The organism is Deltaproteobacteria bacterium (genome assembly GCA_016208165.1).
GTDB lineage: Bacteria > Desulfobacterota > Desulfarculia > JACQYL01 > JACQYL01 > JACQYL01.
This window is the reverse complement of record JACQYL010000008.1, coordinates 1-23,130: the sequence shown is the minus strand read 5'-3', so window position 1 is coordinate 23,130 and position 23,130 is coordinate 1. Positions and strand designations below refer to the sequence as shown.

20 protein-coding genes are annotated in these 23,130 nt (G+C 55.5%); 7 read left to right on the top strand and 13 right to left on the bottom strand.

Annotated elements, in window-relative coordinates:
• The first annotated feature begins 1 nt into the window (after position 1).
• Positions 2 to 595, top strand: coding sequence for an endonuclease domain-containing protein (locus HY788_01930; protein MBI4772936.1), 594 nt, complete (start codon positions 2 to 4; stop codon positions 593 to 595).
• A gap of 98 nt (positions 596 to 693) precedes the next feature.
• Here the strand turns inward: HY788_01930 and HY788_01925 are convergent, their stop codons facing one another.
• The 5 genes from HY788_01925 to hisF form a co-directional block, all read right to left on the bottom strand.
• Positions 694 to 1,077: an HNH nuclease family protein gene (locus HY788_01925; protein ID MBI4772935.1), complete on the bottom strand. Its 384-nt coding sequence runs from the start codon at positions 1,075 to 1,077 to the stop codon at positions 694 to 696.
• A gap of 313 nt (positions 1,078 to 1,390) precedes the next feature.
• Positions 1,391 to 1,801, bottom strand: coding sequence for an RNA-binding protein (locus HY788_01920; GenBank protein ID MBI4772934.1), 411 nt, complete (start codon positions 1,799 to 1,801; stop codon positions 1,391 to 1,393).
• 385 nt (positions 1,802 to 2,186) lie between these two features.
• Positions 2,187 to 2,696, bottom strand: a complete 510-nt coding sequence (locus HY788_01915; GenBank protein ID MBI4772933.1) for a hypothetical protein — start codon at positions 2,694 to 2,696, stop codon at positions 2,187 to 2,189.
• Between the two features lie 33 nt (positions 2,697 to 2,729).
• Complete coding sequence (locus HY788_01910) at positions 2,730 to 4,139, bottom strand: amidophosphoribosyltransferase (GenBank protein ID MBI4772932.1); 1,410 nt, start codon at positions 4,137 to 4,139, stop codon at positions 2,730 to 2,732.
• Between the two features lie 11 nt (positions 4,140 to 4,150).
• The gene (hisF, locus tag HY788_01905; GenBank protein ID MBI4772931.1) at positions 4,151 to 4,930 is read right to left on the bottom strand and encodes an imidazole glycerol phosphate synthase subunit HisF; all 780 of its coding nucleotides are present in this window, start codon (positions 4,928 to 4,930) and stop codon (positions 4,151 to 4,153) included.
• A gap of 573 nt (positions 4,931 to 5,503) precedes the next feature.
• Between hisF and HY788_01900 the strand changes: the two genes are divergently transcribed.
• The 5 genes from HY788_01900 (at position 5,504) to HY788_01880 (ending at position 12,258) form a co-directional block, all read left to right on the top strand.
• The gene (locus HY788_01900) at positions 5,504 to 7,165 is read left to right on the top strand and encodes a hydantoinase/oxoprolinase family protein (GenBank protein MBI4772930.1); all 1,662 of its coding nucleotides are present in this window, start codon (positions 5,504 to 5,506) and stop codon (positions 7,163 to 7,165) included.
• 15 nt (positions 7,166 to 7,180) lie between these two features.
• On the top strand, positions 7,181 to 8,488 hold the full coding sequence (locus tag HY788_01895; protein MBI4772929.1) for a histone deacetylase: 1,308 nt from the start codon (positions 7,181 to 7,183) through the stop codon (positions 8,486 to 8,488).
• Positions 8,489 to 8,493: 5 nt separating this feature from the next.
• On the top strand, positions 8,494 to 9,882 hold the full coding sequence (locus tag HY788_01890; protein MBI4772928.1) for a hypothetical protein: 1,389 nt from the start codon (positions 8,494 to 8,496) through the stop codon (positions 9,880 to 9,882).
• Positions 9,870 to 11,333 (top strand): UDP-N-acetylmuramoyl-L-alanine--D-glutamate ligase, encoded by a 1,464-nt coding sequence (murD, locus tag HY788_01885; protein MBI4772927.1) that lies wholly within the window; start codon positions 9,870 to 9,872, stop codon positions 11,331 to 11,333. The genes HY788_01890 and murD overlap by 13 nt, the downstream gene beginning before the upstream one ends.
• Before the next feature lie 73 nt (positions 11,334 to 11,406).
• Complete coding sequence (locus tag HY788_01880) at positions 11,407 to 12,258, top strand: DUF4392 domain-containing protein (protein ID MBI4772926.1); 852 nt, start codon at positions 11,407 to 11,409, stop codon at positions 12,256 to 12,258.
• 95 nt (positions 12,259 to 12,353) lie between these two features.
• Here HY788_01880 and HY788_01875 read toward each other — a convergent pair whose 3' ends face one another.
• The 3 genes from HY788_01875 to HY788_01865 form a co-directional block, all read right to left on the bottom strand.
• On the bottom strand, positions 12,354 to 15,005 hold the full coding sequence (locus HY788_01875) for a valine--tRNA ligase (protein MBI4772925.1): 2,652 nt from the start codon (positions 15,003 to 15,005) through the stop codon (positions 12,354 to 12,356).
• 113 nt (positions 15,006 to 15,118) lie between these two features.
• Complete coding sequence (locus tag HY788_01870) at positions 15,119 to 15,922, bottom strand: hypothetical protein (protein ID MBI4772924.1); 804 nt, start codon at positions 15,920 to 15,922, stop codon at positions 15,119 to 15,121.
• A gap of 178 nt (positions 15,923 to 16,100) precedes the next feature.
• Positions 16,101 to 17,141 carry a deoxyguanosinetriphosphate triphosphohydrolase gene (locus tag HY788_01865; protein MBI4772923.1) on the bottom strand — a complete coding sequence of 347 codons (1,041 nt, stop codon included), beginning with the start codon at positions 17,139 to 17,141 and terminating at the stop codon, positions 16,101 to 16,103.
• 130 nt (positions 17,142 to 17,271) lie between these two features.
• On the opposite strand from HY788_01865, the gene lptG reads away from it, so the two are divergent.
• The gene (gene lptG / locus HY788_01860) at positions 17,272 to 18,351 is read left to right on the top strand and encodes an LPS export ABC transporter permease LptG (GenBank protein ID MBI4772922.1); all 1,080 of its coding nucleotides are present in this window, start codon (positions 17,272 to 17,274) and stop codon (positions 18,349 to 18,351) included.
• Between the two features lie 3 nt (positions 18,352 to 18,354).
• On the opposite strand, the gene HY788_01855 is transcribed toward lptG, so the two are convergent.
• The 5 genes from HY788_01855 to HY788_01835 form a co-directional block, all read right to left on the bottom strand.
• Positions 18,355 to 18,723 carry a response regulator gene (locus tag HY788_01855; GenBank protein MBI4772921.1) on the bottom strand — a complete coding sequence of 123 codons (369 nt, stop codon included), beginning with the start codon at positions 18,721 to 18,723 and terminating at the stop codon, positions 18,355 to 18,357.
• Positions 18,724 to 19,506 (bottom strand): hypothetical protein, encoded by a 783-nt coding sequence (locus HY788_01850; GenBank protein ID MBI4772920.1) that lies wholly within the window; start codon positions 19,504 to 19,506, stop codon positions 18,724 to 18,726.
• A 539-nt stretch (positions 19,507 to 20,045) separates the two neighbouring features.
• Positions 20,046 to 20,480 carry a hypothetical protein gene (locus HY788_01845; protein ID MBI4772919.1) on the bottom strand — a complete coding sequence of 145 codons (435 nt, stop codon included), beginning with the start codon at positions 20,478 to 20,480 and terminating at the stop codon, positions 20,046 to 20,048.
• Positions 20,473 to 21,009, bottom strand: coding sequence for a molybdopterin-guanine dinucleotide biosynthesis protein B (mobB, locus tag HY788_01840; protein ID MBI4772918.1), 537 nt, complete (start codon positions 21,007 to 21,009; stop codon positions 20,473 to 20,475). The genes HY788_01845 and mobB overlap by 8 nt, the downstream gene beginning before the upstream one ends.
• 198 nt (positions 21,010 to 21,207) lie before the next feature.
• A complete protein-coding gene (locus HY788_01835; GenBank protein MBI4772917.1) occupies positions 21,208 to 22,434 on the bottom strand; it encodes a molybdopterin molybdotransferase MoeA in 1,227 nt (408 codons plus the stop codon).
• Between the last annotated feature and the right edge of the window lie 696 nt (positions 22,435 to 23,130).

Below are 23,130 nucleotides of genomic sequence, written 5' to 3'. Positions count from 1 at the left end.
TATGAATCTAGTATTTCGAAGGTTTTTGTCAAATACCGGCTTAAATTTCTTTCTTGCTTTTTCCCACCACCCGATCGAACACATTCTCCGCGTGCTCGGTTCTCATCGGATCCGATGTCCCCTGATTGAAGCCAAAAACAAAGACACGGAAAAAAGCATACAGACAAGAGGTAGCTTCTTGAATCACCAAAAGGTCCAAACAGGATCCCCCTCTCCCTCTGGGAGAGGGCAGGGTGAGGGATATCATGGCCCCGACGTGGTCCCAAAGCACCTGCTGCGATTCGCCCGAGATCTCCGTAAGGACCAAACCGATGCGGAGGCGCATCTTTGGGCGATCCTGCGCAATAGGCGACTCGCAGGAAACAAATTCCGCCGCCAGCACTCGATTCCTCCGTACGTGGTGGACTTTTTCTGTAATGAAGCATGTCTGGTGATCGAGGTGGACGGCGGACAACATGGAGAAAACAGGAGACGTGATGACGTACCGACCGCTTTTCTGGAGGAAAAGGGATTGCGTGTCATCCGCTTCTGGAACCATGAAGTTCTCCAATCCTTCGAATCTGTGCTGGAGGTAATCCGGCGGGAGCTGCAATGACCCTCACCCCGCCCCCGGAGGGAAAGGGAACCGAGATTTGGACGCTTTGATTGATGTAAGAGATTTCTTTATTGCCTAATTATCTTGCCGCCGCAAGTTTACTTCGTTTTTTTCAGCAGGGCCTGAAGATCGGCGAAGGGTTGGTACGTGGAGGTGGTGGCTGTCTGGCTTCCGGCACTAGGTGCTTCCTGCCATTCCGCATCCAGATATCTCGAATGCTCGTTGTCGTGGCAGTAGATGCACAGCAGTTCCCAGTTGCTGCCGTCGGGCGGATTGTTATCGTGGTTATGATCCTTGTGATGGACCGTCAGTTGACGGAGATTCTTGCCGTCGAATTCACGCCCGCACTTGGCGCAGACCCAGGGAAACAGCTTGAGGGCCCGGTCCCGGTAGGTCTTCTGCCGGCGTTCGAGGTCCTCCCTGGCCCGGGCAATGACCTCATCCAATTTGCTGCCTTTGGTCGGCGTTTTCTCTTGCGGCATGTGCGTACTCTCCGCGATGCGGCTTACAACAAGCTTGCCTGTGGCTTTTGTCGACGGAGAGTGTACGCCGGCAAAAGCTCTGGTGTTGAGCTGCAAAAACAGATACCGTTTCCCCGGACAGGGAAATCCGCCGGAGACGAGTTCCTCAACCCCTCCGCATACCCCTGGCCTGGGGCGTCCGCCTCCGGATAGGCAGCGCGCCGGCCTGAACGGTTTTAAAGGGACGTACCCGGGGGGATCCGCCTTCGGCGGAATGAAACGTTTTCCCCCCGCGAACGATGACTATAGAAACGGAAACCGCGATGCAGTCGGATTAGTAGGAACGACGTCCGCCGCCGCCTCCACCGCTTCCTCCTCGTCCTCCTCCACCACCACTCCCACCTCCGGGTCCTCGTCTCCCTCCTCCGCCTCCACCGCCGCCACTGCTTCGTCGTCCGCCGCCTCCGCCACCGGCGCCGCCCCGACCACCGCCGCCGCCTTCAGCTCGGGGGCGAGCTTCGTTGACGTTCACGCTTCGGCCTTTGACCTCTTTTCCGTTCATTCCCTCGATGGCGGATCGGGCTTCGTCGGAGGAGGGCATCTCAACGAATCCGAACCCTTTGGACTGCCCCGTATATTTGTCTTTTATGATATTAACTGATTCAACCTGGCCGAATTCTTCAAAAGCCAGCCGCAAGTCCTCTTCGGTGACGCCGTACGACAAATTCCCTACGTAAATGTTCATTCCGGTCCCCTGTTGTAATACATGATAAGTTCCAATATGGTCCAACCATATACATCATCGGTGTAAGCGGGTAACAGCTCAACCGAAGAAAACCAACGATCTCCTATTCAGCGATACACAACGAGTCGACAAAGACATAGGACTCTTTGCATGCCGTCCGGTATGGAAGGGATGGAGCCCGGCGCCAAGGGCCCGGGCGCCGAAACAGCGTCCGTAATAGACGATGAAGATGAAGTGTAGCGGCGCAAGCGGCGCCCTGAGGTGCGGTCTCCCCTGGAGTCCTTGCGATCATCCAATATCCCGAGCGGCTTCTCATCCCTGTGAATCCTCATCCCGGCAGAACCCGGAGGGCTCCCGCCAACGGAAGGTCCGTCTGCGCAAAGTTCTATTTTGAAGATTCCGTTTCTTTTTTCTCTGCAGCATATTTCTCTTTGGCGATGGGGATATACATGTAGGTAATCGTACCTTGCTCGGACTTTGCCTCATACTCGAAAATGATGTTGACGTTATCGTCGCCGGGCGTGCCCCACGTATATACGTTCGCGTCCTCGTTCTGTCGATGCGCTATTCCGTATCTGCGAAACAGTTGACTTTTTAAAGCTTCGAAATTCTTTTTTCCAGAAAATTCGACGACGGCGCCACAAAAACGATTTTTGTAGAAGAGGTACGAGGTGCGATCCAGCTTGGCGACGCCCATCATGTCCTCCTCCTTCACGCGAACGTACATCTTGTCGTTATCCTGGCTTTCCACGAGAACCATGTCCTTCAGACCTTGGACATCGGTTCCCCAGGCAATTCCGTTGAAGCTCAACGGTTCCAGCTTGAAGGCGTGGGACGGGGAAACGAGCACGAACAACAAGGGAAGTGCAAACCACCATGCTGAGCGCGACTTCATGAAAACTCCTTTGGAAAACAACGACGATGACTCTCAGACCGGACGGGCCTCGACACCTTCCATGCAGTACTTGGAAAATTCCTCACATACCTCGATCGGATAATTTCCATCAAAACAGGCCAGACAGAACCATTCGCGATCCATTCTCGTGGCCCCCAGAAGCCCATCCAGACTCAGGTACCCCAGGCTGTCCAGTCCAATGAACCTGCGTATCTCTTCCACGGTATGGCTTGCGGCGATCAGCTCGCCTCTGCTCGAAAAATCGATGCCATAGAAGCACGGGTGCCGGTGAGGAGGGCAACTCACCAGCATATGCACCTCGGAGGCGCCGGCGGTCCTCAGCGTGTTGATACGCGTTCGCGTCGTAGTACCGCGAATCACGGAATCCTCGATAACAACAACCCTTTTATCCTTCAGAAGGGACCGGACCGGATTCAGTTTAACACGTACGCCGAATTCCCTCATAACCTGAGACGGCTGGATAAAGGTGCGCCCCACGTAATGGTTGCGGATAACGCCCATTTCCAAAGGCAGCTTCGAGTATTCCGCGTATCCCAGAGCCGCGTAATTTCCCGAATCCGGAAACGGCATAATGAAATCCACGTCCATGGGAAATTCGCGGGCCAGCTGGCGCCCCTGCCGTTTACGGACCTGATACACGTTCTGACCGAAGATGTTGCTGTCCGGTCGTGCAAAGTAGATGAATTCGAAGATGCAGTTGGCGGACCGCACTTTTTCGAAAGGCTTGATCGAGTGGATTCCGTTCTTGTCGATAAAGACGATTTCGCCCGGATCCACGTCTCGTATGTATTCCGCCTCCACAAGGTCCAAGGCGCAGGTCTCGGAAGCCAAAACATAGGATCCGTTGAGCCGGCCTAAACATAAAGGCCTGAAGCCGTGAGGATCCCGAGCGCCCACGAGCGTATCCCTGGTCATGACGACGATGGAGTACGCCCCCTTTACCTTCGCGAGAGCGCGAACCACGGCTTCTTCCAATTCCGTCCGATTTTCGAAGGGCACCATCAGGTGGAGGAACACTTCGCTGTCCATGGTCGTCTGAAAAATATGGCCTTGCTTCTCCATGTCCCGGCGGATTTCCGCCGCGTTGACCAGGTTTCCATTGTGCCCTATGGCAAGGCTCTGAAACCCGTGTTGAATGAGCAGAGGCTGGGCATTCTTGAACAACGACGAACCTGTTGTGGAGTATCGTACGTGGCCGATGGCCATGTTGCCGCCTAATTCCGACAGGTTGCCGTCGTTGAACACCTCGGAAACCAGTCCCATGCCCAAGTGCTGGCGGACTTCCCTTCCGTCGCTGGTAACGATGCCGGCGCTCTCCTGACCTCTATGCTGGAGGGCGTACAGACCGAAATACGTAAGCTTGGCCGCATCCGGATGGCCGTAAATACCAAAAATCCCACAATATTCCTTTGGACGATCCATCAACACGATTCTCACCAGATATATCGAACGGGTATTCCCCGCTGTTTAAGATGATCCTTGATTTGCCGAATAGTGAAATCTCCGTAGTGCGTCATGGAGGCAATCAACGCCGCATCGGCCTTGGCCTTTTCGAGTACGTCCGAGATGTGCTCGCTCGCGCCCGCACCGCCGGAAGCAATCACCGGGATGCCCACGTTGGTTGAAATCAGCTTCGTGAGTTCGAGTTCGTAACCCTCCCGGGTACCGTCGGCATCGATGGAATTGAGGCAGATTTCGCCGGCGCCCAAGGCCTCGCCTTTTCGAGCCCATTCCAAGGCGTCGATGTTCATATATCTTCGTCCGCCGTTGATCACGATCTCATAACCCGACGGGATGCCATCCCGTATTCCGACCTTTTTCACGTCCATTCCCAGCACCACGCACTGAGATCCGAACGCCCGGGCGCCTTCCTTTATGATTTCGGGATTCAGAACGGCCGCCGAATTCACGCTCACCTTTTCGGCGCCGGCCAGCAGGACGTCCCTCATGTCCTTCACGGTGCGTATTCCACCTCCAACCGAAAAAGGAATAAACACCTGGGCGGCGACCCGGCTCACCACGTCCAGCATAATGTCGCGGCCTTCCGCCGAGGCCGTAATGTCGTAGAAAACAATCTCATCAGCGCCTTCCTCGTAGTAGAGGCGGGCCATGTCCACGGGATCGCCGATGTCGATGTTGTTTTTGAACTTAATGCCTTTGGTGGTCTTACCGTCCCTTACATCCAGACACGGTATGATTCTTTTTGTGAGCATATGTGAAACTTTTCCCTGTAAAGATAACACCTTTTGCGCCGGACGCAACCGTGTGCACGGCAACCGATTCATCCGAACGCACGAAAAACGGGAACGTGAGGCGACTCCCGATACGGGCGCCTGCGCCCCCCGGTCGCACGGCCTTCAAAAAGCACGGACTCCACCCCGTTTCGATCCCTCTTCATTCCAGGCGTGGAGCCGTTTTACGTAGAGCTATTCTCCCACTTTTTCTTCCAGCAAAGTGTATCTATATCACCTTTGTCTTCTCGCCCGCAATTTTTTTTCCTTCCTTTGTGCGGAAAAGCGACCTGCTCGCCCCTCCGAAGCCGGACCAGGAAGCTGAAAAAGGATTTGAAACGGATGTGGGATTCATCTACATTGAGTACCTTTGTACGAGAGCTGGTGCAGCTCTGCACGCGCTTTTCCCTGGACTCCTGCCGGGTTGCCGTTCGGCGCGCCGCATTCGAGAAACACGCGCGACCTAAGGTTGCATTCGCAGGGGTTTCAGGCATCGATCGCATGGTTTCGCGTGCCTGAGGAACGCACTTGCACGACGATGGATGGAGTAGCCTGATGATTCTCGGACTGGATGTCGGCGGCACCCACACGGATACGGCTCTTATTTCTCCGGGCGGCGTGGCCCGCGTGGTAAAGACCCCCACCACTTCCGACCTGATGCAAACGTTGACATTTGCCCTATCGAGGACCTTGGAAACCATACCTCTGGTCAACCTGGAACGCATGGTGTTTTCGACCACCCTGGCCACCAATGCGGTGGTTCAGGACCAGCTCAGAGACGTCGGAATGATGGTCTTCGCCGGACCCGGACTGGATCCGGCTGCGTTTTCCGTAGGTCCTTCATACCATGTCATACCCGGGGTTGTGGACCACCGCGGCGTGGAAGTCGTCCCTCCGGACGAGAAAGCCGTCGAGCGCGCCCGGCTGGAAATCACGTCCAAGGGAATCGATCATTTAGGCATCGTAGGGAAATTCAGTGTGCGGCATCCGAAACACGAGCTGCTCGTCCACTCCTGGGTTCGGGATCATTTCAAATACATTTCCTTGGGCCATACGGTTTCCGGCGCGCTGAACTTCCCGAGACGCATTCAAACCACCTACCTCAACGCCGCGATCAGTGATATTCACGTTCGTTTCGTGGAAGCGCTGAGGGCCACTCTGGATTGTCTCGGTCTGACGGCTCCGAGTTTTCTGCTCAAGCCGGAGGGCGGCGCCGTTCTGATGGAGCGGACCCTGGATCATCCGGCGCACACGGCCCAGTCCGGTCCCGCCGCCAGCGTGGTGGGGGCCATGGCCCTGTGCGGAGCCAATCATACGGCGCTTGTGCTGGACATCGGAGGAACGACCACCGACATGGCGCTGTTGTTGGACGGCCGGCCGTTGATGAATCCCAACGGGATTCAACTCGGCCCCTACAAGACTCTTATCCCCTCCCTGTGCACCAAATCCATCGGCGCAGGAGGAGACAGCCAGGTTCGAATCGACGAGAACGGAGCTTTGAAGGTCGGACCGAACCGATTGGGGCCGCCGGCCGCCATGGGCGGACCGGCGCCTACACCCACGGACGCCTTTATTGTGTTGGAAAGCATGGCGGCGGGAAAGCCGCACCTTGCTTGCGAAGCCATGAAAAGCCTGGCGCGACCACTCTGCAGTGATCCGCGGAGCATAGCAGAAGCTGTCATTCAAAGGACCGCATGTCATATTGCTGAAAAGGCACGGGAATTCATCGAGGAAATCAACAGCCAACCCGTGTACACCATCCATGAAGTTATCCAAGGTCGTTACGTACAGCCGGAAAAAATCATCGTTATCGGAGGTCCGGCTCCGAATTTCGCCCCCTATCTCGAAAGGGCGCTAGGGCTTCCAACCATTGTACCAAGATATTACAAGGCGGCCAACGCCGTGGGCGCCGCCTGTGCGAGGGTAACCTCCGAACTGACGCTGCACGCGGACACGGCTCTTGGCGTGGTGCTCATACCGGAAGAGGATTTTCAACAAGGCATCCCCCCGACGTTCACCATCGAAGAAGCCAGAGCCCTGGCCCTGGACAAACTGAGGGAGCGCGCCCTTCGCGAAGGGGCTGATCCTGAAGGGCTAAAGACAAGAATCACCGAAGAGGGCGCATACAACATGGTGCGGGGCTTTCACAAGGTGGGCAAGAACATCCGCTTGAAAGCCCAGGTCACACCCGGACTTTACAGGAGATATTCTTTTTGAATACAGGGTTCAATTATGTTGAGAGCCAAGAATAAAACAGGTCTCGTCTTCTTTCCCGCTTTTGACTGGGCCATCAGTCCCACCCATCCTGAGCGCGAAGAACGACTCCTCTATACCCAGGATCAGATCATAGAAGAAGGACTGCTGGACATACCCGGGATCACCGAATATCGCGCCAGACCCGCCACCTATGAGGACATCCGGCGGGTTCATTTCTGCTTTCCCGACGAACGGGCCGTCACTACCGAGAGTCACCTGATTTCTTCGGGTGGGTGCATGGTCGCTGCTGATGCGTTGATGAAAAAAGAAGTCGAGTGCGCCTTCGCCCTGGTTCGCCCGCCGGGTCATCACGCCACCCGGATCGTCTATGGGAATCGGGGTTTCTGCAATGTAAACAACGAAGCCATCATGATCGAGTACATCAGGGACACGTACGGCGTCCGAAAAGTGGCCATAGTGGACACGGACTGCCACCACGGAGACGGAACCCAGGACATCTACTGGAACGATCCGGAGACCCTGTTCATTTCCATGCATCAGGACGGAAGGACCCTGTATCCCGGTTCCGGATTTCCCACTGAATTCGGCGGCATCAATGCCCGAGGAACCACCCTCAACATACCTCTGCCGCCCAATACGGGGGAGGAAGGATTCCTGTACGTGCTCGACGAGATCGTCATCCCGGCTTTGGAACGCTTCGAGCCGGAGCTTGTGGTGAATTCCGCGGGACAGGACAATCATTATTCAGATCCCATCACCAACATGAACTTTTCCGCCCAGGGGTACGCCACGCTCACCAGCCGGCTCAAGCCCCACCTGGCCGTGCTCGAGGGAGGGTACTCCATCGAAGACAGCCTGCCGTATGTAAACGTGGGAATCATACTGGCCCTGGCGGGATTGGATTACTCCCACGTTCGGGAGCCCAGGTATGATGTCGAGTATAAACCGCAACCCCGGGATATCACTTCCTTCATTCAGCGGCTGGCCAAAGAGCTGAACGCGTATTTTGTAGGCGAGGAGCATTTGAGGCACTGCCAGAGCGACGGCACGATCATTAAGCGCAGCCGTTGCATCCATTACGACACGGACATGATCCAGGACGAACAATCGGAATTGATTCGAGTCTGCAGGCAGTGCGCCGGCGCCTGGTGCATACATTCCCGATCCAGTTGGGGCCACAAGACCCTGGCCGTGCATAATCCCAGACATTCGTGTCCGGAATGCACGAAGACCGCCCTCGAATGGTTCGATCAGGCGGACAAGAAGACGTACCAACATGTTGTCCTGCAGGACCGCGCCAACCGCACCTATGTGATGAAGTAGTCCCCATGCCCGACAGAAACCGGTTTCAAAAACTGAGAACTCGACATCCTTATTTTCGCTTCAAACGCTTCCGTATCGAAGATAGGGCTCAACACCTCGACGCGGCTTTCGAATTCGAGCTTTCCCCGAACATCCGTTTCACTCCCGAAATCTCCATCGTGAAGCCTCCGGAAGCCTTCGTCCCGGTGCCCGAACATGAGTTGGAAAACCTGGTCTTCCACCTTGGGATGATCGAACTCATCAGTTACTGGAAGTGCGCATGTCCCGGTGAAATCATCATCGAGTGCGGCCGTCTCGACGAGACACAGCAGGCTTGGTGGAAGGACCTGTTCATCAACGGTCTGGGCGAATTCTTTTTCGTCAATCAAATCGATTTCAGGGACCCTCACCTTCTCGAATTCCGAGTTCCCGAGGGTCCCTCTTCCCACGTCGGCGGAGCTTCGGGGGCCGAGCTTGAAGGGAGCCTGATTCCCATCGGCGGCGGGAAGGACACGGTGGTGACCCTCGAAATACTGAAAGAAATGCTGCCCCGCTCCTGGGCGTTCATGTTGAACCCCACGCCCGCCATGATCGAGACGGCTGAGATTGCCGGTTTCCCAAGAGAGCGTTTTCTCACGATTCGACGGGCAATCCATCCCACACTGCTGCGACTGAACGACGAAGGATACCTGAACGGACACACTCCCTTCTCGGCGTACCTGGGATTCCTGGGCGTGTTATGCGCCCGTCTGGTCGGATGCCGGAACATCATTGTTTCCAACGAGAAGAGTTCGGATGTCGGCAACACTCGGTATCTGGGTAAGACCGTTAACCATCAATATTCCAAGAGTCTTGAATTCGAGCGAAAATTCAGCGCCTACGTGCGGACGTACCTCCATCCGGAAATCCGGTATTTCAGCCTGCTTCGCGACCTCGACGAGCTTCGGATTGCCGAGGTGTTCTCGCACTTCCCCAAGTATTTCGATGCATTCAAGAGTTGCAACGTGGGACGAAGCACGGACAGATGGTGCGGATCCTGCTCGAAATGTCTGTTCGTTTACACGATGCTGTCTCCTTTTCTTTCGGAAGAGACGCTTTCGCGGATTTTCGGAGGAGACCTCTTCTCGATGAGGGATCTGCTCCCCACCCTGAAACAGCTCGTTGGAGAGGAGGGACTGAAACCCTTCGACTGCGTGGGTACGGAAAACGAGACTCGGCAGGCCCTCGGGCTAGCGCTGAAGAAACGATCGGCCTCCGGGAAGCCGCTGCCGGCTCTTCTCGAGTACGCCAAGACGCTTGCGCCCCTGCAAGGGGAAGAAGAAGCATGGGATGTATATGAAGCGGCATTGCGAGGCGGGACTGGAAACACACTTCCGCAGGAATTCGCCGACATGATGCGAACATGGATGCCTTGAACCAAATACGGCGTTTGCTGGAAGGCAAACGCCTGCTGATCCTGGGACTTGGAAAGGAAGGCGGCAGCAGTTACCGGCTGTTGCGTCGCCTCTTTCCGGGCAGACGCCTGGGAGTCGCGGACAAGGACCCCGACAACCCGGCCATCCCCCGGCTGCGGGAAGATCCTGACGCGGATTTGTATGTGGGACCCGATTACCTGAGTTCGCTGGAGAACTACGATCTCCTCCTGAAAACACCGGGAATTCCCTATTCAACACCCGGCTTGGCCCGTCATCTGCACAAAATCACGTCGCAAACGGATCTCTTTCTCAAGGCGTGTCCCGGAACCGTGGTGGGCATTACGGGCACCAAGGGGAAAAGCACGTGCTCGACGCTCATTCACGCGTTGCTGTCTTCCTATCATCCCGACGTGCATCTCATCGGCAACATTGGAATCCCCGCGCTGGACATACTCGAAAAACTCGGCCCTCGATCCCTGGTGGTCTTTGAGCTTTCCAGTCACCAACTGGCGAATGTGACCGCCGGACCGGACATCTCCGTACTGTTGAACCTCTATGTGGAACACATGGACTACTATGGAAACATGGACGCCTACACCCAGGCCAAGTCCAACATCGTCCGGAACGCCTCCTCGAATAAGCGCCTCATCTACAACGGTTCGTTCGAACCGTTCGTGCACATCGCGCAAAACACAAAAGCCATATCCATCGCCTACGCACCGGAGGATATAGAGGCCCGGCCCTGCTGGGTGGAGGATGGCCGCATTTATTTCGAGGAGGGGGAAGAGATCGAGGAAGTCATTCCCGTGGCGGACCTCCCTCTGCCGGGAACGTTCAATCTGAACAATGTGATCCCCGCCATCATCGTAGCCAAACTTCTGGGCGTCCCCACTCCGGACATACGAACGGCGCTGAGGCGTTTTAAGCCGCTGGAACACCGTCTCCAACGGGTGGGACTGTTCAGGGGCATCGAATTCTATAACGATTCGATCTCCACCATCCCCGAGTGCGCCGTAGCCGCTCTGGAACATTTCGACGGGCGAGTCGGCAGCCTGATCGCCGGAGGCCACGACCGCGGCGGCGTCGATTACCATCCGCTGGCCGGATGCATCGTCCGGCGCCGGCCGGACGCCCTGATTCTATTCCCCGAAACGGGCAAAGCTATTCTTCAGGCCTATCGGTCTGAAAACACCGATTCCCAGGACGAGATACCGTCCTTTTTTGCAGAAAATATGGAACAGGCGGTACGCATCGCCTTCGAGAAGACGCCCAGGGGAAAAGCGTGTCTCCTCTCACCGGCGTCTCCCAGCTTCGGCTTGTTCAAAAACTACGAGGACAGGGGAGCTTCCTTCCGGGCTTGGGCCGTTAAGATCGCCGACGAACTGAACGGGCGAGAGGCCGAACATGTTGACTCCGGCCCTCTTCCAGAGGGACGGGGCGGGTCGGACTAAGGATAAGGGCGAATCATCAGTCGCCTCTCCCTTTGCATGAATTCGTTACCCGGACCCGTATGGACACTCGGTCATGACCGTTGAAGAGATCGTCCTTTCCTTGGGAAATCGAGGAATGGACCGTTTGGCGGAGCGGCTGGGACCGTGTTTTATTCGTGACGCCGCCCGAGCCATAGTCCACCTTGAGAGGGGAAACGTCATCGTCACGACGGGCTTCTGCGTGGATGGATCGCCCGAGACGGACGGTCCACCGGGGGCTTTTTTCGTATATAAGGCCCTGGAAGAATTGTCTTTTCGGCCTTTCCTGGCAGTGGATGAGATCGTATCGCCGCTGTTCGAATCCGAGGTTCCGGAAGATCGTCTGATCCGGTTTTCCACGGAGGATGGTCTCGGGTTTGACCGGGCCCGGGCGATACTGGATCGGACGGATCCGGTACTCCTGATATCTGTGGAACGATGCGGGCGCAACCGAAACGGGGTATACTTAAATGTTCGAGGCGAGGACATCGGTGACCGGACCGCGCCCATCGACGCCTTGTTCCTTCTGAATCATTCCCGGCTCACGACGGTGGCGGTGGGAGACGGCGGCAATGAAATCGGCATGGGAAACCTGGTCCGGGAGCTGCGGCAGTCGGCGCTTATCGAGCAGCCCTCCGTAGTCCCGGCCGATCATCTCATTGTCTCGGGAGTATCGAACTGGGGGGCGTATGGGCTGCTGGCCTATCTCCAGATCTTCGCACGCCTTGACCTGCTGCCTTCACCGGAGCGGATCGAGAGTTACATCCGGACCATAGTCAGACGCGGCGCGGTGGATGGGATCAGCGGAATTCCGGAGGCTTCCGTGGACGGTTTTCCCCTGGAAATCGAGAAAGACGTGGCGCGGCGGCTGAAAGAGGCCGTGGGTCGCATCCCCTCGCCTCCATAGCCGCCCCTCCCCGCCATGTAGGGACAAACGTGTCGGCGGGGCCGGTCGCGCGCGAAGGCGAATCGGATTCCAAGGCGGGTCGAACTCCTTGAACGTCAGGACGCCATGGCTACGATACGTTGGTAGTTGGCCTCCAGCTTTTTCAGCCGCCCTTCCAACTCCTCCGCCTTTTCCCGCTCCTTGGCTACCACTTGCTTGGGCGCGCGGCTCAGGAAGTCTTCGTTCACCAGTTTCTTCCTGGCGTAGCCCAATTCCTTGTCGATCTTGTCCAACTCTTTTTTCAAGCGCTTGCATTCGTATCCGAAGTCAATCAGGCCTTCGAGGGGAACGAAGACCTCGACATTCCGGCAAACGGCGGAAGCTGCCTTCTTTGGACGATCGCCGTCCCGCCGCCATTGGATTTGTTGCACTTTGCACAGGTCTCGTATGTAGGTATCCAGTTCCTTCAGTTGCTCGAGGTCGCTCGAGTTCGTGGAGTAGAGAATCAGATCCACATCCTTGGAAGGCGGAATGTGCATCTCGCCCCGGATGTTGCGAACAGAAGAAATCACATCCATCAGCAGGGCCATTTCTTCCTCGACCCCATTGTCGACCCATTTTTCGAATTCCGGGTATGTGGCCGTCATGATGCTGTTTTGCGTGCCCGGTACGAGATTCCAGATCTCTTCCGTTACGAAGGGCATGAAGGGGTGCAGCATTTTCAACAGGGCGAGAAGCGTTTCATACAGCGTCCGCTGACTAGCGGCCTTGCTCTCCCCACGATACTTGCCGTAGAAAACCAGCTTCGCCTCCTCGAGGTACCAATCACAGAACTCGTGCCATGCGAACTGATACAGATCCATAGCCGCGTCATTGAACCGATATTCCTCCAATGCCCGAGCGACCTGGGAAGCCACCTTTCCGGTACGGCTCAGAATCCATCGGTCCGCAAGGGTCCTCTCGGCGTCCCCTACGGCAACGTTCAAATCCATGTCCTCGAGATTCATGAGGGCGAACCTCGAAGCATTCCATACCTTGTTGACAAAATGGCGATATCCTTCAACTCGATCTTCGCTCATCAGCACGTCCCGACCCTGGGCTGCGAACGCGGCCAGGGTAAACCGGAAGGCGTCCGTGCCGTATTTGTCCATAACGATCAGCGGGTCGATGACATTGCCTTTGGACTTGCTCATCTTTTGCCCCTCGGCGTCGCGCACCAGGGCATGGATGTAAACGTCCCGAAAATGGACGTCGTTCATAAAGTGAATGCCCATCATCATCATGCGGGCCACCCAGAAGAACAGGATGTCGAATCCGGTGATCAGGACGGAGGTCGGGTAAAAGATGCCCAGTTCAGGCGTCTTATCCGGCCATCCCATGGTGGAAAAAGGCCAGAGCGCGGAGCTGAACCAGGTGTCCAGCACGTCCGTCTCCTGAACCAGTTCCCCGCCGCATTTGGGACAGGTTTCGGGCTCTTCCATGTCCACCACGATCTCAGGGCAATTCTTGCAGTACCAGGCAGGTATGCGGTGTCCCCACCAGATCTGGCGGGACACACACCAGTCCCGTATATTATCCATCCAGTCAAAATAGGTATTTTCCCACATCTTAGGAATAATCGACGTTTTCCCCTCTCTTACGGCCCTAGATGCGTCGCGGGCCAGGGGGGCCACCTTGACGAACCATTGTTTGGACAAGATCGGTTCGATCATGGTCCTGCAACGGTAGCAGTGCCCTACGTTGTGTTGGTAGGGTTCGATCTTCTCGAGAAGACCCAGCTTCTCCAGATCCTTGACGACTTTTCCCCTCGCCTCGAACCGGTCCAGTCCCTGATACGCGCCCGCGTTTTCATTCATCCGCCCGGACTCGTCCATAATCACGATGGACTCGAGCCCGTGCTGTTCACCGATAAGAAAGTCGTTCGCGTCGTGGGCGGGCGTTATTTTCAGCACACCGGTTCCGAACCCGACATCGACGTAACTATCCCGGATAATAGGCAGCACCCGGTTCATCAACGGAAGGACCAGTTCTTCCCGATCCAAATCCTTGAATCTTGGGTCCTCGGGGTTAATGGCCACCGCCGTGTCCCCCAGCATGGTCTCGGGTCGCGTTGTCGCAATCACAAGTCCTTTTGTTGAACCCGGGAACAGATACTTGATGTGATAGAGATGGCCTTCCTGCTCGTGATGTTCCACCTCGAGGTCCGCCAAAGCCGTGCGGCAGCGCGGGCACCAGTTGATGATATAATCTCCACGATAGATGAGCCCTTCCCGGTACAGGGTCACGAAGACTTTTCTCACTGCCCTCGAAAGGCCCTCGTCCATGGTAAACCGCTCCCGGCTCCAGTCACAGGACGCGCCCAGACGTTTGAGCTGGTTGATGATCATGCCCCCGTATTTCGAGCGCCATTGCCATACCCTCTCGATGAACTGTTCCCTCCCCAGTTCATGACGGTCCTTGCCCTCCCGAGCGAGTTCCTTTTCGACCACGTTTTGCGTGGCAATCCCCGCGTGATCCGTACCCGGCATCCATAGTACATTGAATCCCTTAAGCCGTTTATATCTGCAGAGGACGTCCTGCAAGGTATTGTTGAGCGCATGGCCCATGTGAAGTGAACCCGTAACATTCGGTGGCGGTATCACTATGGAGTAGGGCTTCTCGTCCCTGGTCTCGTCGGCACGGAAAAGTCCGTTTTCTTCCCAATACCGGTACCATTTCAGCTCGACGTTCCTGAAATCGTAAGATTTTGAAATGTCCGTGGCATTCATCCTGCTCTCCACATTCTCTGGACGGTGATCGCCCCTATTGCCGACGACCCCGTAAAATAACGGGGGATTGCAGCATCGAATCCCCCGCGTGCGTTCTGTAGTCCGTATCTATGTTAGTCTCGGTTCGATAACCGGTTGATCTCTGCTTTTATGCGTTCAATCTCTTCCTTGATCACCCGTTCGGCCACTTCGGAAAAGATACGCTCGGCCGTCTCACCCAAGACCTCCCGCGCCACCCGCTCCAGAATGGCTTCCACCTTCTCCGGCTCCACCGTTCCCATCAGTTTCTCCGCGGACGCACGTCCGGTGGATGGAGTCTCTCCTTCACCCCGCGATAGGGGGAAAGTTCCCGAACGCCCGGCCGATTGAATCCCCTCGGATTCTTTCAAGTCTTCGGGGCCGGACTCCGGAATAGAAACATCAATCTTGAAATCCTCGAGTTCTCCGAACTCGTCATCGGCGTCCTCGCGGTCGATGGCTTCAGCCCCAGGTTCTTCCTCCGAAGCCTCTTCTAAAGACTCCTCCAATTCGAAGCTCGTTTCCAAGTCATCGGGAATTCCTGCCTCGGCTGTTTCAAGGCCTCCCGATTCGGGCTCCGGCATGTCTTCGATATCGACAACGTCCTCGGACGGTTCCTCGTCGGAACGGTCGCCGGAATCGGGACCCGCCTCCTGATCCCCCTCACCGCCGTCGAGGAGTTCATCCAAGAAATCATCGTCTCCAGCGGGGCTCTCCTCGCCGGACCCCTCTCCTTCGGCTTGATCAGAAGAGACATCCGCCTCCTCGATTTTGGAGAAGAAGTCGTCCTCTTCGAAAGCCTTGCGTATGGCCTCTTCGTCCGGATCCTCGGCAACCCCGCCCGGTTCCTCGACAATCTCCGTAAGTTCGATGATCTCTTCGGCGTCGTTTTCCGTCATGGATTCAGTAAACCACTTTTGCTGTTTGCAGTTCTCAATCCGGTCGACAGACTCATGGCCCGGATAAGGGGTCCTGAAAAAAGAAAACTTCGTTGTCGTCCGCGCCAACCATTCAAACTTGTTTCAGAAACTGCCTCTATCACAGTGGGCCGGTCGAGTCAAGAAAAGGGGAAAACGCCTAAAACACTCCCCAGGGCTTGGGCAAGAATATCCTTTCGTACAAATCCAGGGCGTACCGGTCCGTCATCCCCGCAATAAAGTCACATACGGCCCTTTCTCTCGAAACCCGGGGGGAGGCCTGTCCAATTTCATTCTCAAACAGAGCGTCGTCCCGGAGAAAACACTCGTACAGCTCCGCCAGCACTTTCGAGGCTCGGACGAAGCTGCTCCGCACCCACGGATCTTCGTAGACACGTTCATACAGAAAATCCCGGAGGTCCGACATAGCCTCCGTTACCGAGGAGCTCATATGGAGGGTCCCGTCGTCGGATTCCCGGGTACGGGTTACCACATCTCGAACCATGGATCCTATCCGCTCCGAACTCGTGCTTCCCAGCACTTTTTCACATATCGAAGGAATTGATCCCGGTTTCACCACTCCCCCCCGTTCCGCATCTTCCAGATCGTGGCAGATGTAAGCCACGATATCCGCAACCCGGACAACTTCCCCTTCAAGCGTGATGGGCCCTCCCTCGCCGGGATCCCGTAAAATTGGCCCTCTCCCCTTGGAATGCTTTAGTATACCGTCTCGGACCTCCAGGGTCAGATTCAACCCGCGCCCTGCCATTTCCAGCTCGTCTACCACCCGAAGACTCTGTTTGTGGTGCGAAAAACCTCCCTTCACGATCCGGTTCAGAACATCTTCACCGGCATGCCCGAAGGGAGTGTGCCCCAAGTCGTGACCCAGGGCAACGGCCTCGGTGAGGGATTCATTAAGCCTCAGACATCGGGCAATGGTTCGGGCGATCTGGGAAACCTCGAGCGTGTGCGTCAGACGCGTGCGGTAGTGATCGCCCGCCGGCGCCAGAAATACTTGTGTCTTGTGTTTAAGTCGCCGGAAGGCCTTCGAGTGCACAATGCGGTCCCGATCATGCTGAAACGCCGGCCGCAGATCGCATTCCGGCTCCGGCCTCATTCGGCCTCGAGATTCCGCGCTCTTGGCCGCATAGCGCGAAAGTTCCCTGCGCTCCAGTTCCTCCAGTTCATTCCTGATCAACATAACGCTTCGGATAATCTCACATTCGTACGGAATTCGCTCAAAAAAACACGGGCGTCCGCCACGACCACCCGGATAATTTGGTGTCTGCGCCTATTCATGATATAGTCCAAAACCCCGGAGGAGAGCCGCTGTGAATACGATCAGCAGGTACTTGGTTCAAGAGTTCTTGAAAACCTTCCTTTTGTGTCTGGCCTCGTTTGTCTGCATTTATATTATTGTAGACTTTTTCGAGCGGGTGGACAACTTTCTGGAAGCCAAGGTCTCCCTGTGGGTCATGGCCGAATACATCGTCTTCAAAACCCCACTGATGGTGCAACAGGTTTTGCCCGCCGCCGTCTTGATGGGCACGACTCTCTCCATCGGTATTATGGCCAGAAATCGAGAGTTCACCATGTTCCGGGCCAATGGACTGAGTTTCTATAGATTATTGGTTCCCTTGCTTCTTTTCAGCGTTTGCATTTCGTTCTTCTTATTTTTTTTGAACGAAACCATTCTCCCCTTGGCCAACCAGAAGACGAACTACATCTTTCGTATTCAGGTCCAGAAACGCCCCCTCAACACTCTGTATCGAAACGAGCGATTCTGGTACAGGGGGAAGGGGGTTATATTCCACGTGGTACTTTACGACGCCCCTTCGCAGAGTCTAAAGGGGGTTACATTGTACCGCTTTGCGGAAAACCACGGATTGCAACAGCGGATAGACGCCCGTGAAGCCCGCTGGAAGAACGGCGAATGGCAGTTCATAGATGGCCTTAAGCAGGAGCTGCTTCCCAATAAAGGCATTAAATCAGAGAGGTTCGAAACTCTCGACATCCCCCTCGAGGAACGACCAAGCGACTTCAGCCACATCATACGCGATCCGGATGAAATGTCCTTTGCCGAGCTTAGAAACTACATTCGGAAGATCAAACGTGAAGGCTATAATTCGATAGGCTACCGCGCAGATCTTCATCACAAGATCGCCTTCCCGTTTGTTTGTGTGATCATGGCCCTCGTCGGGTATCCACTGGCCTTACGAACCAGGAGCAGCGGCACCGTGGCCGTTGGCGTCGGCATGAGCATCGGACTGGCGTTTCTCTACTGGGTCCTGTTGAGTCTCAGTCTGTCATTCGGGCGCTCGGGCATACTGCCTCCCCTTCTATCCGCCTGGATGGCAAACCTTACTTTTCTCTCAGCAGGCTTTCTGATGTTGGCCAGTCTAAAGCAATGAGGCCTAGTCTTTCTGAACTCCGGCTTCCAAAGCTTTCTTTATGGTCTGCTTCAACTCGGTCAAATCGAACGATTTCACCACGTAATAGTCCGCGGCAACGCTCTTGATATCCTCTTTAAAGGCGTCATAGGCCGTACACAAAACTACCGGAAGCTCGTAATACTGATTTCTGATATCCTGCAACAGATCCAGACCATTATATTCGACCATTTTGATGTCGAGCACCACCAGGTCCGGTTTCTCTTTCTCGATGCGTTCCAGAAGCTTATGACCGCCGTCCGCCGTAATAACTTCGTACCCCTCGTCCGCCAATTCCTCGGAATATAGAAGTCGAATATGCTCCTCATCATCCACTATGAGTATTTTTTTCATTTATTCTCCCTTCCAACGCCTTACCAAGTGCGTTTTGGTTTCTTCAAAAACCGCACATTCGTTCTCGACGTACATCTCCGCCTGAGCTGCAGACATTGTGCGTGTCTCTTTAAGATACGAGTGTATCCTACCCTGATACGCATACAAAAGAAAATCCACCAAGCCGCCTCGAAGTTCTTTGGCATCCCGATAAGCCACCGCCGTGTCGAAGAGAATCTTGGCCCAAAGTTCGGTAGAAACTCCGAACTCGTCCTGCTTTTCGGATAGAGCCTCGGTCAGTTGTTCATATACACGTGGACTGAAAACCGATTTCAGAAGCGGCAAATTCCTGCGACATCCCTGTTCAAACTCAAGGTAGAGGTCTTTAAGAGCAACTTCCGGACCCTCCGGTGAAAACACCGGCTCCCTGACATCCTTGTTAGACCGCACTGCCGTCGGTTTACTCCACTTGACCTTCAACCAAAAAGACTCGCATCGAATCATGAGGTCAAAAAGCGTACGCACGATTTCCCGAAAAAGACGATGCGAGCCAAGGCCATTATGTTGGGGGCGGTACGGGAACGGCCTTCGCACAAAAGATTGACACACCGATAGGTTGTTGCTGAGCGCCAGCGTCGTCATCCAAAGGTCGATCCCCGACAGCGATATAGCCCCCCTCTCGTCACCGCCATTCCCGGCCAGGCGCGCCAGCCGGCCGCTGAATCCAAACTCTCCGGAAATAGAGTTTCGCACTCTGCGGCCATACAGCGATCGAGTCATGGGATACGCGAGGTTGTTGTTCAAAAGGCCCTCCCATTTGTGCTGCACGTACAATGGCGATACGTAATCAAATGACTCGAGCAGCGGCGCCCCCAGAGAAAATACCCTGTCCGGAACGACCGCCCTACGGTCATGTCTCTCGGAACATATTCCGAAAGCCGTTCTTTTCGTGTAACGCGTCGCTCTCTGCCTGTATGTAGATCTTCGGGACGTCTGTAGCGGTCCTTCGGAACAGATCCAGGTCCTCAGCGGTTCCACTTCCCATAACAATTATTACGCCCGCTATTTTACCAAAATACCGGGAAAGGCTCTCCGACGCGGCACGCACAGCATGGGCCATGGTTTCCGCTTCGCCGAAACACGGCATACAGACCGCAATATCCGCTTTCTGGACAGTGGTCGGGCTAATAATCTCCACTTTCGCTCACCGCATCCGTTCGTCAAGCATCGATGACATTACCGGTAAACCCATACAGTGCCGGACATTCCGTAGGATGGGGCTTGAACGTGTCTCCAAAGCACGGTATCGCGTTCCCGATGTACTTACTATTCTTTCAACAAGGCTAAAAAGCCCCCAATTGGCATGAACCGATTTTGATCTGCAGCCGTTCGCACAAGGCGGACACCTCCATTTTCGGAACATGACAACTCTCTGCAATTTTCCAGGCTTCGGCGCACGTGAGACGCTCGTCCTCGAGTGCGTTCCTCACCAGGCCTTCGAGGTCCGGCCGGATTTCAGCCGCAGGCGTAACCGCCTTCTTCTGGTCGCCATAGCCGAAGAGTCCCAGCTGGCAGTGAGTGATTCGAAGCTCCTTCAGGTCCGCGACGCGACCTACTTCAAGCGGACCTACGCGCCATTCGGAAACGACTAGAAATGCCTGGGCGCATTTAATTTTTCCATCATTCGATCTTGCCAGAACCGCTTCGGCAAGCCTGTCGTCAACCTGGATTTCCGATCCCCATTTGGCCGAATACCCGTCTCTGCTTCGCTTACCCATTCTGATCGTCCATTGCGTCGTCAAGGTGAAATGTGTATACGAGAAACTCGGCCAAAGCATCGACATCGTCGAGATGAAAACAGGGAACCTCCACGCTCAGGTCCTCGTCGCTCATCACGACGATCAGACCTTCGTCCGCGGTGCTGATAAGGCTTCTTCGGAGTTCTTTTCGATGTACTTCCACTTTGGGCCACTTCTCGCGCTTGTATCCTTCCGTCAGGACTAAATCAACGTCCGGGAAATACCGGTCCACCAGTTCTTCAATCCGATGGTCATGGTCAACGTCCCGAACCATTCCGATTTGACGAGGAGACGAGATCACGGTGATCAGAGCTCCGGCCTTCTTGTGTCTATAGCTATCCTTGCCCTCCCGGTCCATCTGAAAACCGTGCACATCGTGTTTGACCGTTCCCACCCGGATGCCTCTTTTGGCAAGGCGGGGAAGGAGTTTCTCTATCAGCGTAGTTTTTCCTGAATTGGATTTTCCTACGATGGATACCACTGCGGGACCGGACTTCGGTCTTGTCATCTCCGCCACTTTCTTCGATTATCGAGGACAGCTCCGAGTTCAGAAGGACGAGCCACAGTACCCGTTTCTTACATTAAAGTTCAAGGCCGATTCCGAACTTCCCACCCTCGGTCCTATTCAACGTCGATTGCACCCTTGTAATTCAAACGCTCCCATTCCCCGCGGGATTTGGAGACCGTTCCGAACACGCACCAAAGATTAGGCTTGGGGTTCACCTAAGATTTGAACCGAAACAGCGCTCCCCTCCTCGATCGATTCCCTACCCTCCTGAATCCGGATCACGGCCCGGGCGCAAGCTTGACTGCGAAGCCGGCTCTTAAGACGAAGAGGAGCGGCCCACCGCTCGCCTTCTCTTTCCACCAGATCGGCATATATGAATTGGGTCCATGTTTTGTCGCCGGTCACACGGTCCGCCAGGCGCACCACTTCATCACGAAAAGGCGCCTTTGGCCGAGCACCCATGATCATCAACCCCGGCAACACGATCTGCAGGAAAGCCATCTCATTTGAAGGGGGGCCGCCCGGCAGACAGAATACGGGTATTCCGTCCAGCAGCCCGAACGTCACTGCCTTACCCGGACCCATCCGAACACCGCGAAACAGGGGATTCCAACCCATTTCTTCGAGGACCCGTACAGTAAGATCTCGTTCGCTTCTCCAGGCGCCTCCGCTTGTGAGCAATACATCGACGTCTCTCACTACGGATTCAATCGCCGCCCGGATATCCGCCTCGCGATCCGGAGCCGACGCGAACCGGGTCTTCATTCTGAAGTGTTTCAACCAGCATATCAGGGTGATCAGGTTGCTGGCGTACAATTCGCCGGGCCGTAGAGAACAGCCGGGCATCACTACTTCCGCGCCCGTGGCGACAACGCCCACTTTAGGTAATGGGACCACCCACGCGCGGTCAATGCCCGCAGCCGCCATGAAGCCGGTGACCGCGGGGGCCAAAAACTGTCCCTTTCGCACCACCGGCTCCCCCATCCTGACGTCGCTTCCCCGAAACAGAACATTTCTTCCGGCTTCCGCTTCCCGCAAACAGAGGATCGTTTCCCCCTCAACCCGCGCGTATTCCTCTGAAAGAACGGCATCGGCCCCCTCAGGGAGAGGGGCGCCCGTCATGATCCTTACCGTGGTTCCGGACCTCACCTTCAGTGGACTTCGACGACCCGCCGCCAACATCCCAGTGACCGAAAGCCGTTTGGGAGCGTCTTCCCGAGCATCCGTCAGGTCAATCGAGACAACGGCGAAACCATCCTTCATGGAGGAGGAGAGAGAGGGGCAGTCCACGCGCGCCACCATGTCTTCGTGAGCGATCAATTCGCTCGCATCGAAAATGGAAACTTCCAGCGGGCTCAGAGGTGAAAGGGTATCCCGTACAATGGACCGGGCGTCTTCAAAACCGATGTGAGGTCGATGTGCCATGATCTTCTCGATACGTAGGGATGGGTATACTAACGAGTGAATACGCTGAAATGTCAAGAAAAAAAGGCGCCGAATTTGAGGCGGGGGAGTCTCGTTCTGGCTTTTGTGCTGCAGGCGGAGCCGAACTGTTCCGGAGAAGAAATCGCGTGCGATACCGAACGCTCCGGGTTCCAGCGGCCATTTCCGTGAAGCTCCTTTTCCCCGACGTTTGCTCCACGGCGAATAGGCCGGATTTCAGAAGGTCACCTCTCGGAGGAAGATGTCACAGCCTACGGGCCTGAGACGGTTTTCGCCGGTCCGGTCCGAAGTGACCGATTGATCGGCCGAATCCGACTAGGCTGTCAGGAGTTTCTCCCGACTGCAGCCGTCTCCAGAGGGAGAAAAACCTGTCCGCAAGCGCATCTGAACTGCTCGATGTCGCTGCGACAAAAAAGGATTTTAGCGCCACAGCGCGGACATTCGACGTGTTTTCTTACGAGAATGTCTTGTTGTTTGGGCATTGTTACCTGTTTTCCCGAAGGCTGCAATGATTCAAACATAACCCACACTTAACATCGACGTACATTAGTTGGATAAACCACCGCTTCCCTGAGTGTTAATAAACAACGGACCTCAGGGAGGCTTCACCGGTACCCGATTTTCAGGCCGCGTCCCCAACGGAAAACGCGAGCGGTCTCTCGTTGGTCTTGTCGGCTC

Bases quoted from the DNA above. Each gene is read 5' to 3' on its own strand.
- HY788_01835 (MBI4772917.1), bottom strand. From the start codon at position 22,434: ATGGCACATCGACCTCACATCGGTTTTGAAGACGCCCGGTCCATTGTA.
- HY788_01910 (MBI4772932.1), bottom strand. From the start codon at position 4,139: ATGGATCGTCCAAAGGAATATTGTGGGATTTTTGGTATTTACGGCCAT.
- HY788_01855 (MBI4772921.1), bottom strand. From the start codon at position 18,723: ATGAAAAAAATACTCATAGTGGATGATGAGGAGCATATTCGACTTCTA.
- HY788_01845 (MBI4772919.1), bottom strand. From the start codon at position 20,480: ATGGGTAAGCGAAGCAGAGACGGGTATTCGGCCAAATGGGGATCGGAA.
- HY788_01880 (MBI4772926.1), top strand. From the start codon at position 11,407: ATGACCGTTGAAGAGATCGTCCTTTCCTTGGGAAATCGAGGAATGGAC.
- murD (MBI4772927.1), top strand. From the start codon at position 9,870: ATGGATGCCTTGAACCAAATACGGCGTTTGCTGGAAGGCAAACGCCTG.
- HY788_01930 (MBI4772936.1), top strand. From the start codon at position 2: ATGAATCTAGTATTTCGAAGGTTTTTGTCAAATACCGGCTTAAATTTC.
- HY788_01875 (MBI4772925.1), bottom strand. From the start codon at position 15,005: ATGAATGCCACGGACATTTCAAAATCTTACGATTTCAGGAACGTCGAG.
- HY788_01925 (MBI4772935.1), bottom strand. From the start codon at position 1,077: ATGCCGCAAGAGAAAACGCCGACCAAAGGCAGCAAATTGGATGAGGTC.
- hisF (MBI4772931.1), bottom strand. From the start codon at position 4,930: ATGCTCACAAAAAGAATCATACCGTGTCTGGATGTAAGGGACGGTAAG.
- HY788_01865 (MBI4772923.1), bottom strand. From the start codon at position 17,141: ATGTTGATCAGGAATGAACTGGAGGAACTGGAGCGCAGGGAACTTTCG.
- HY788_01915 (MBI4772933.1), bottom strand. From the start codon at position 2,696: ATGAAGTCGCGCTCAGCATGGTGGTTTGCACTTCCCTTGTTGTTCGTG.
- HY788_01900 (MBI4772930.1), top strand. From the start codon at position 5,504: ATGATTCTCGGACTGGATGTCGGCGGCACCCACACGGATACGGCTCTT.
- HY788_01895 (MBI4772929.1), top strand. From the start codon at position 7,181: ATGTTGAGAGCCAAGAATAAAACAGGTCTCGTCTTCTTTCCCGCTTTT.
- HY788_01920 (MBI4772934.1), bottom strand. From the start codon at position 1,801: ATGAACATTTACGTAGGGAATTTGTCGTACGGCGTCACCGAAGAGGAC.
- HY788_01870 (MBI4772924.1), bottom strand. From the start codon at position 15,922: ATGACGGAAAACGACGCCGAAGAGATCATCGAACTTACGGAGATTGTC.
- HY788_01890 (MBI4772928.1), top strand. From the start codon at position 8,494: ATGCCCGACAGAAACCGGTTTCAAAAACTGAGAACTCGACATCCTTAT.
- mobB (MBI4772918.1), bottom strand. From the start codon at position 21,009: ATGACAAGACCGAAGTCCGGTCCCGCAGTGGTATCCATCGTAGGAAAA.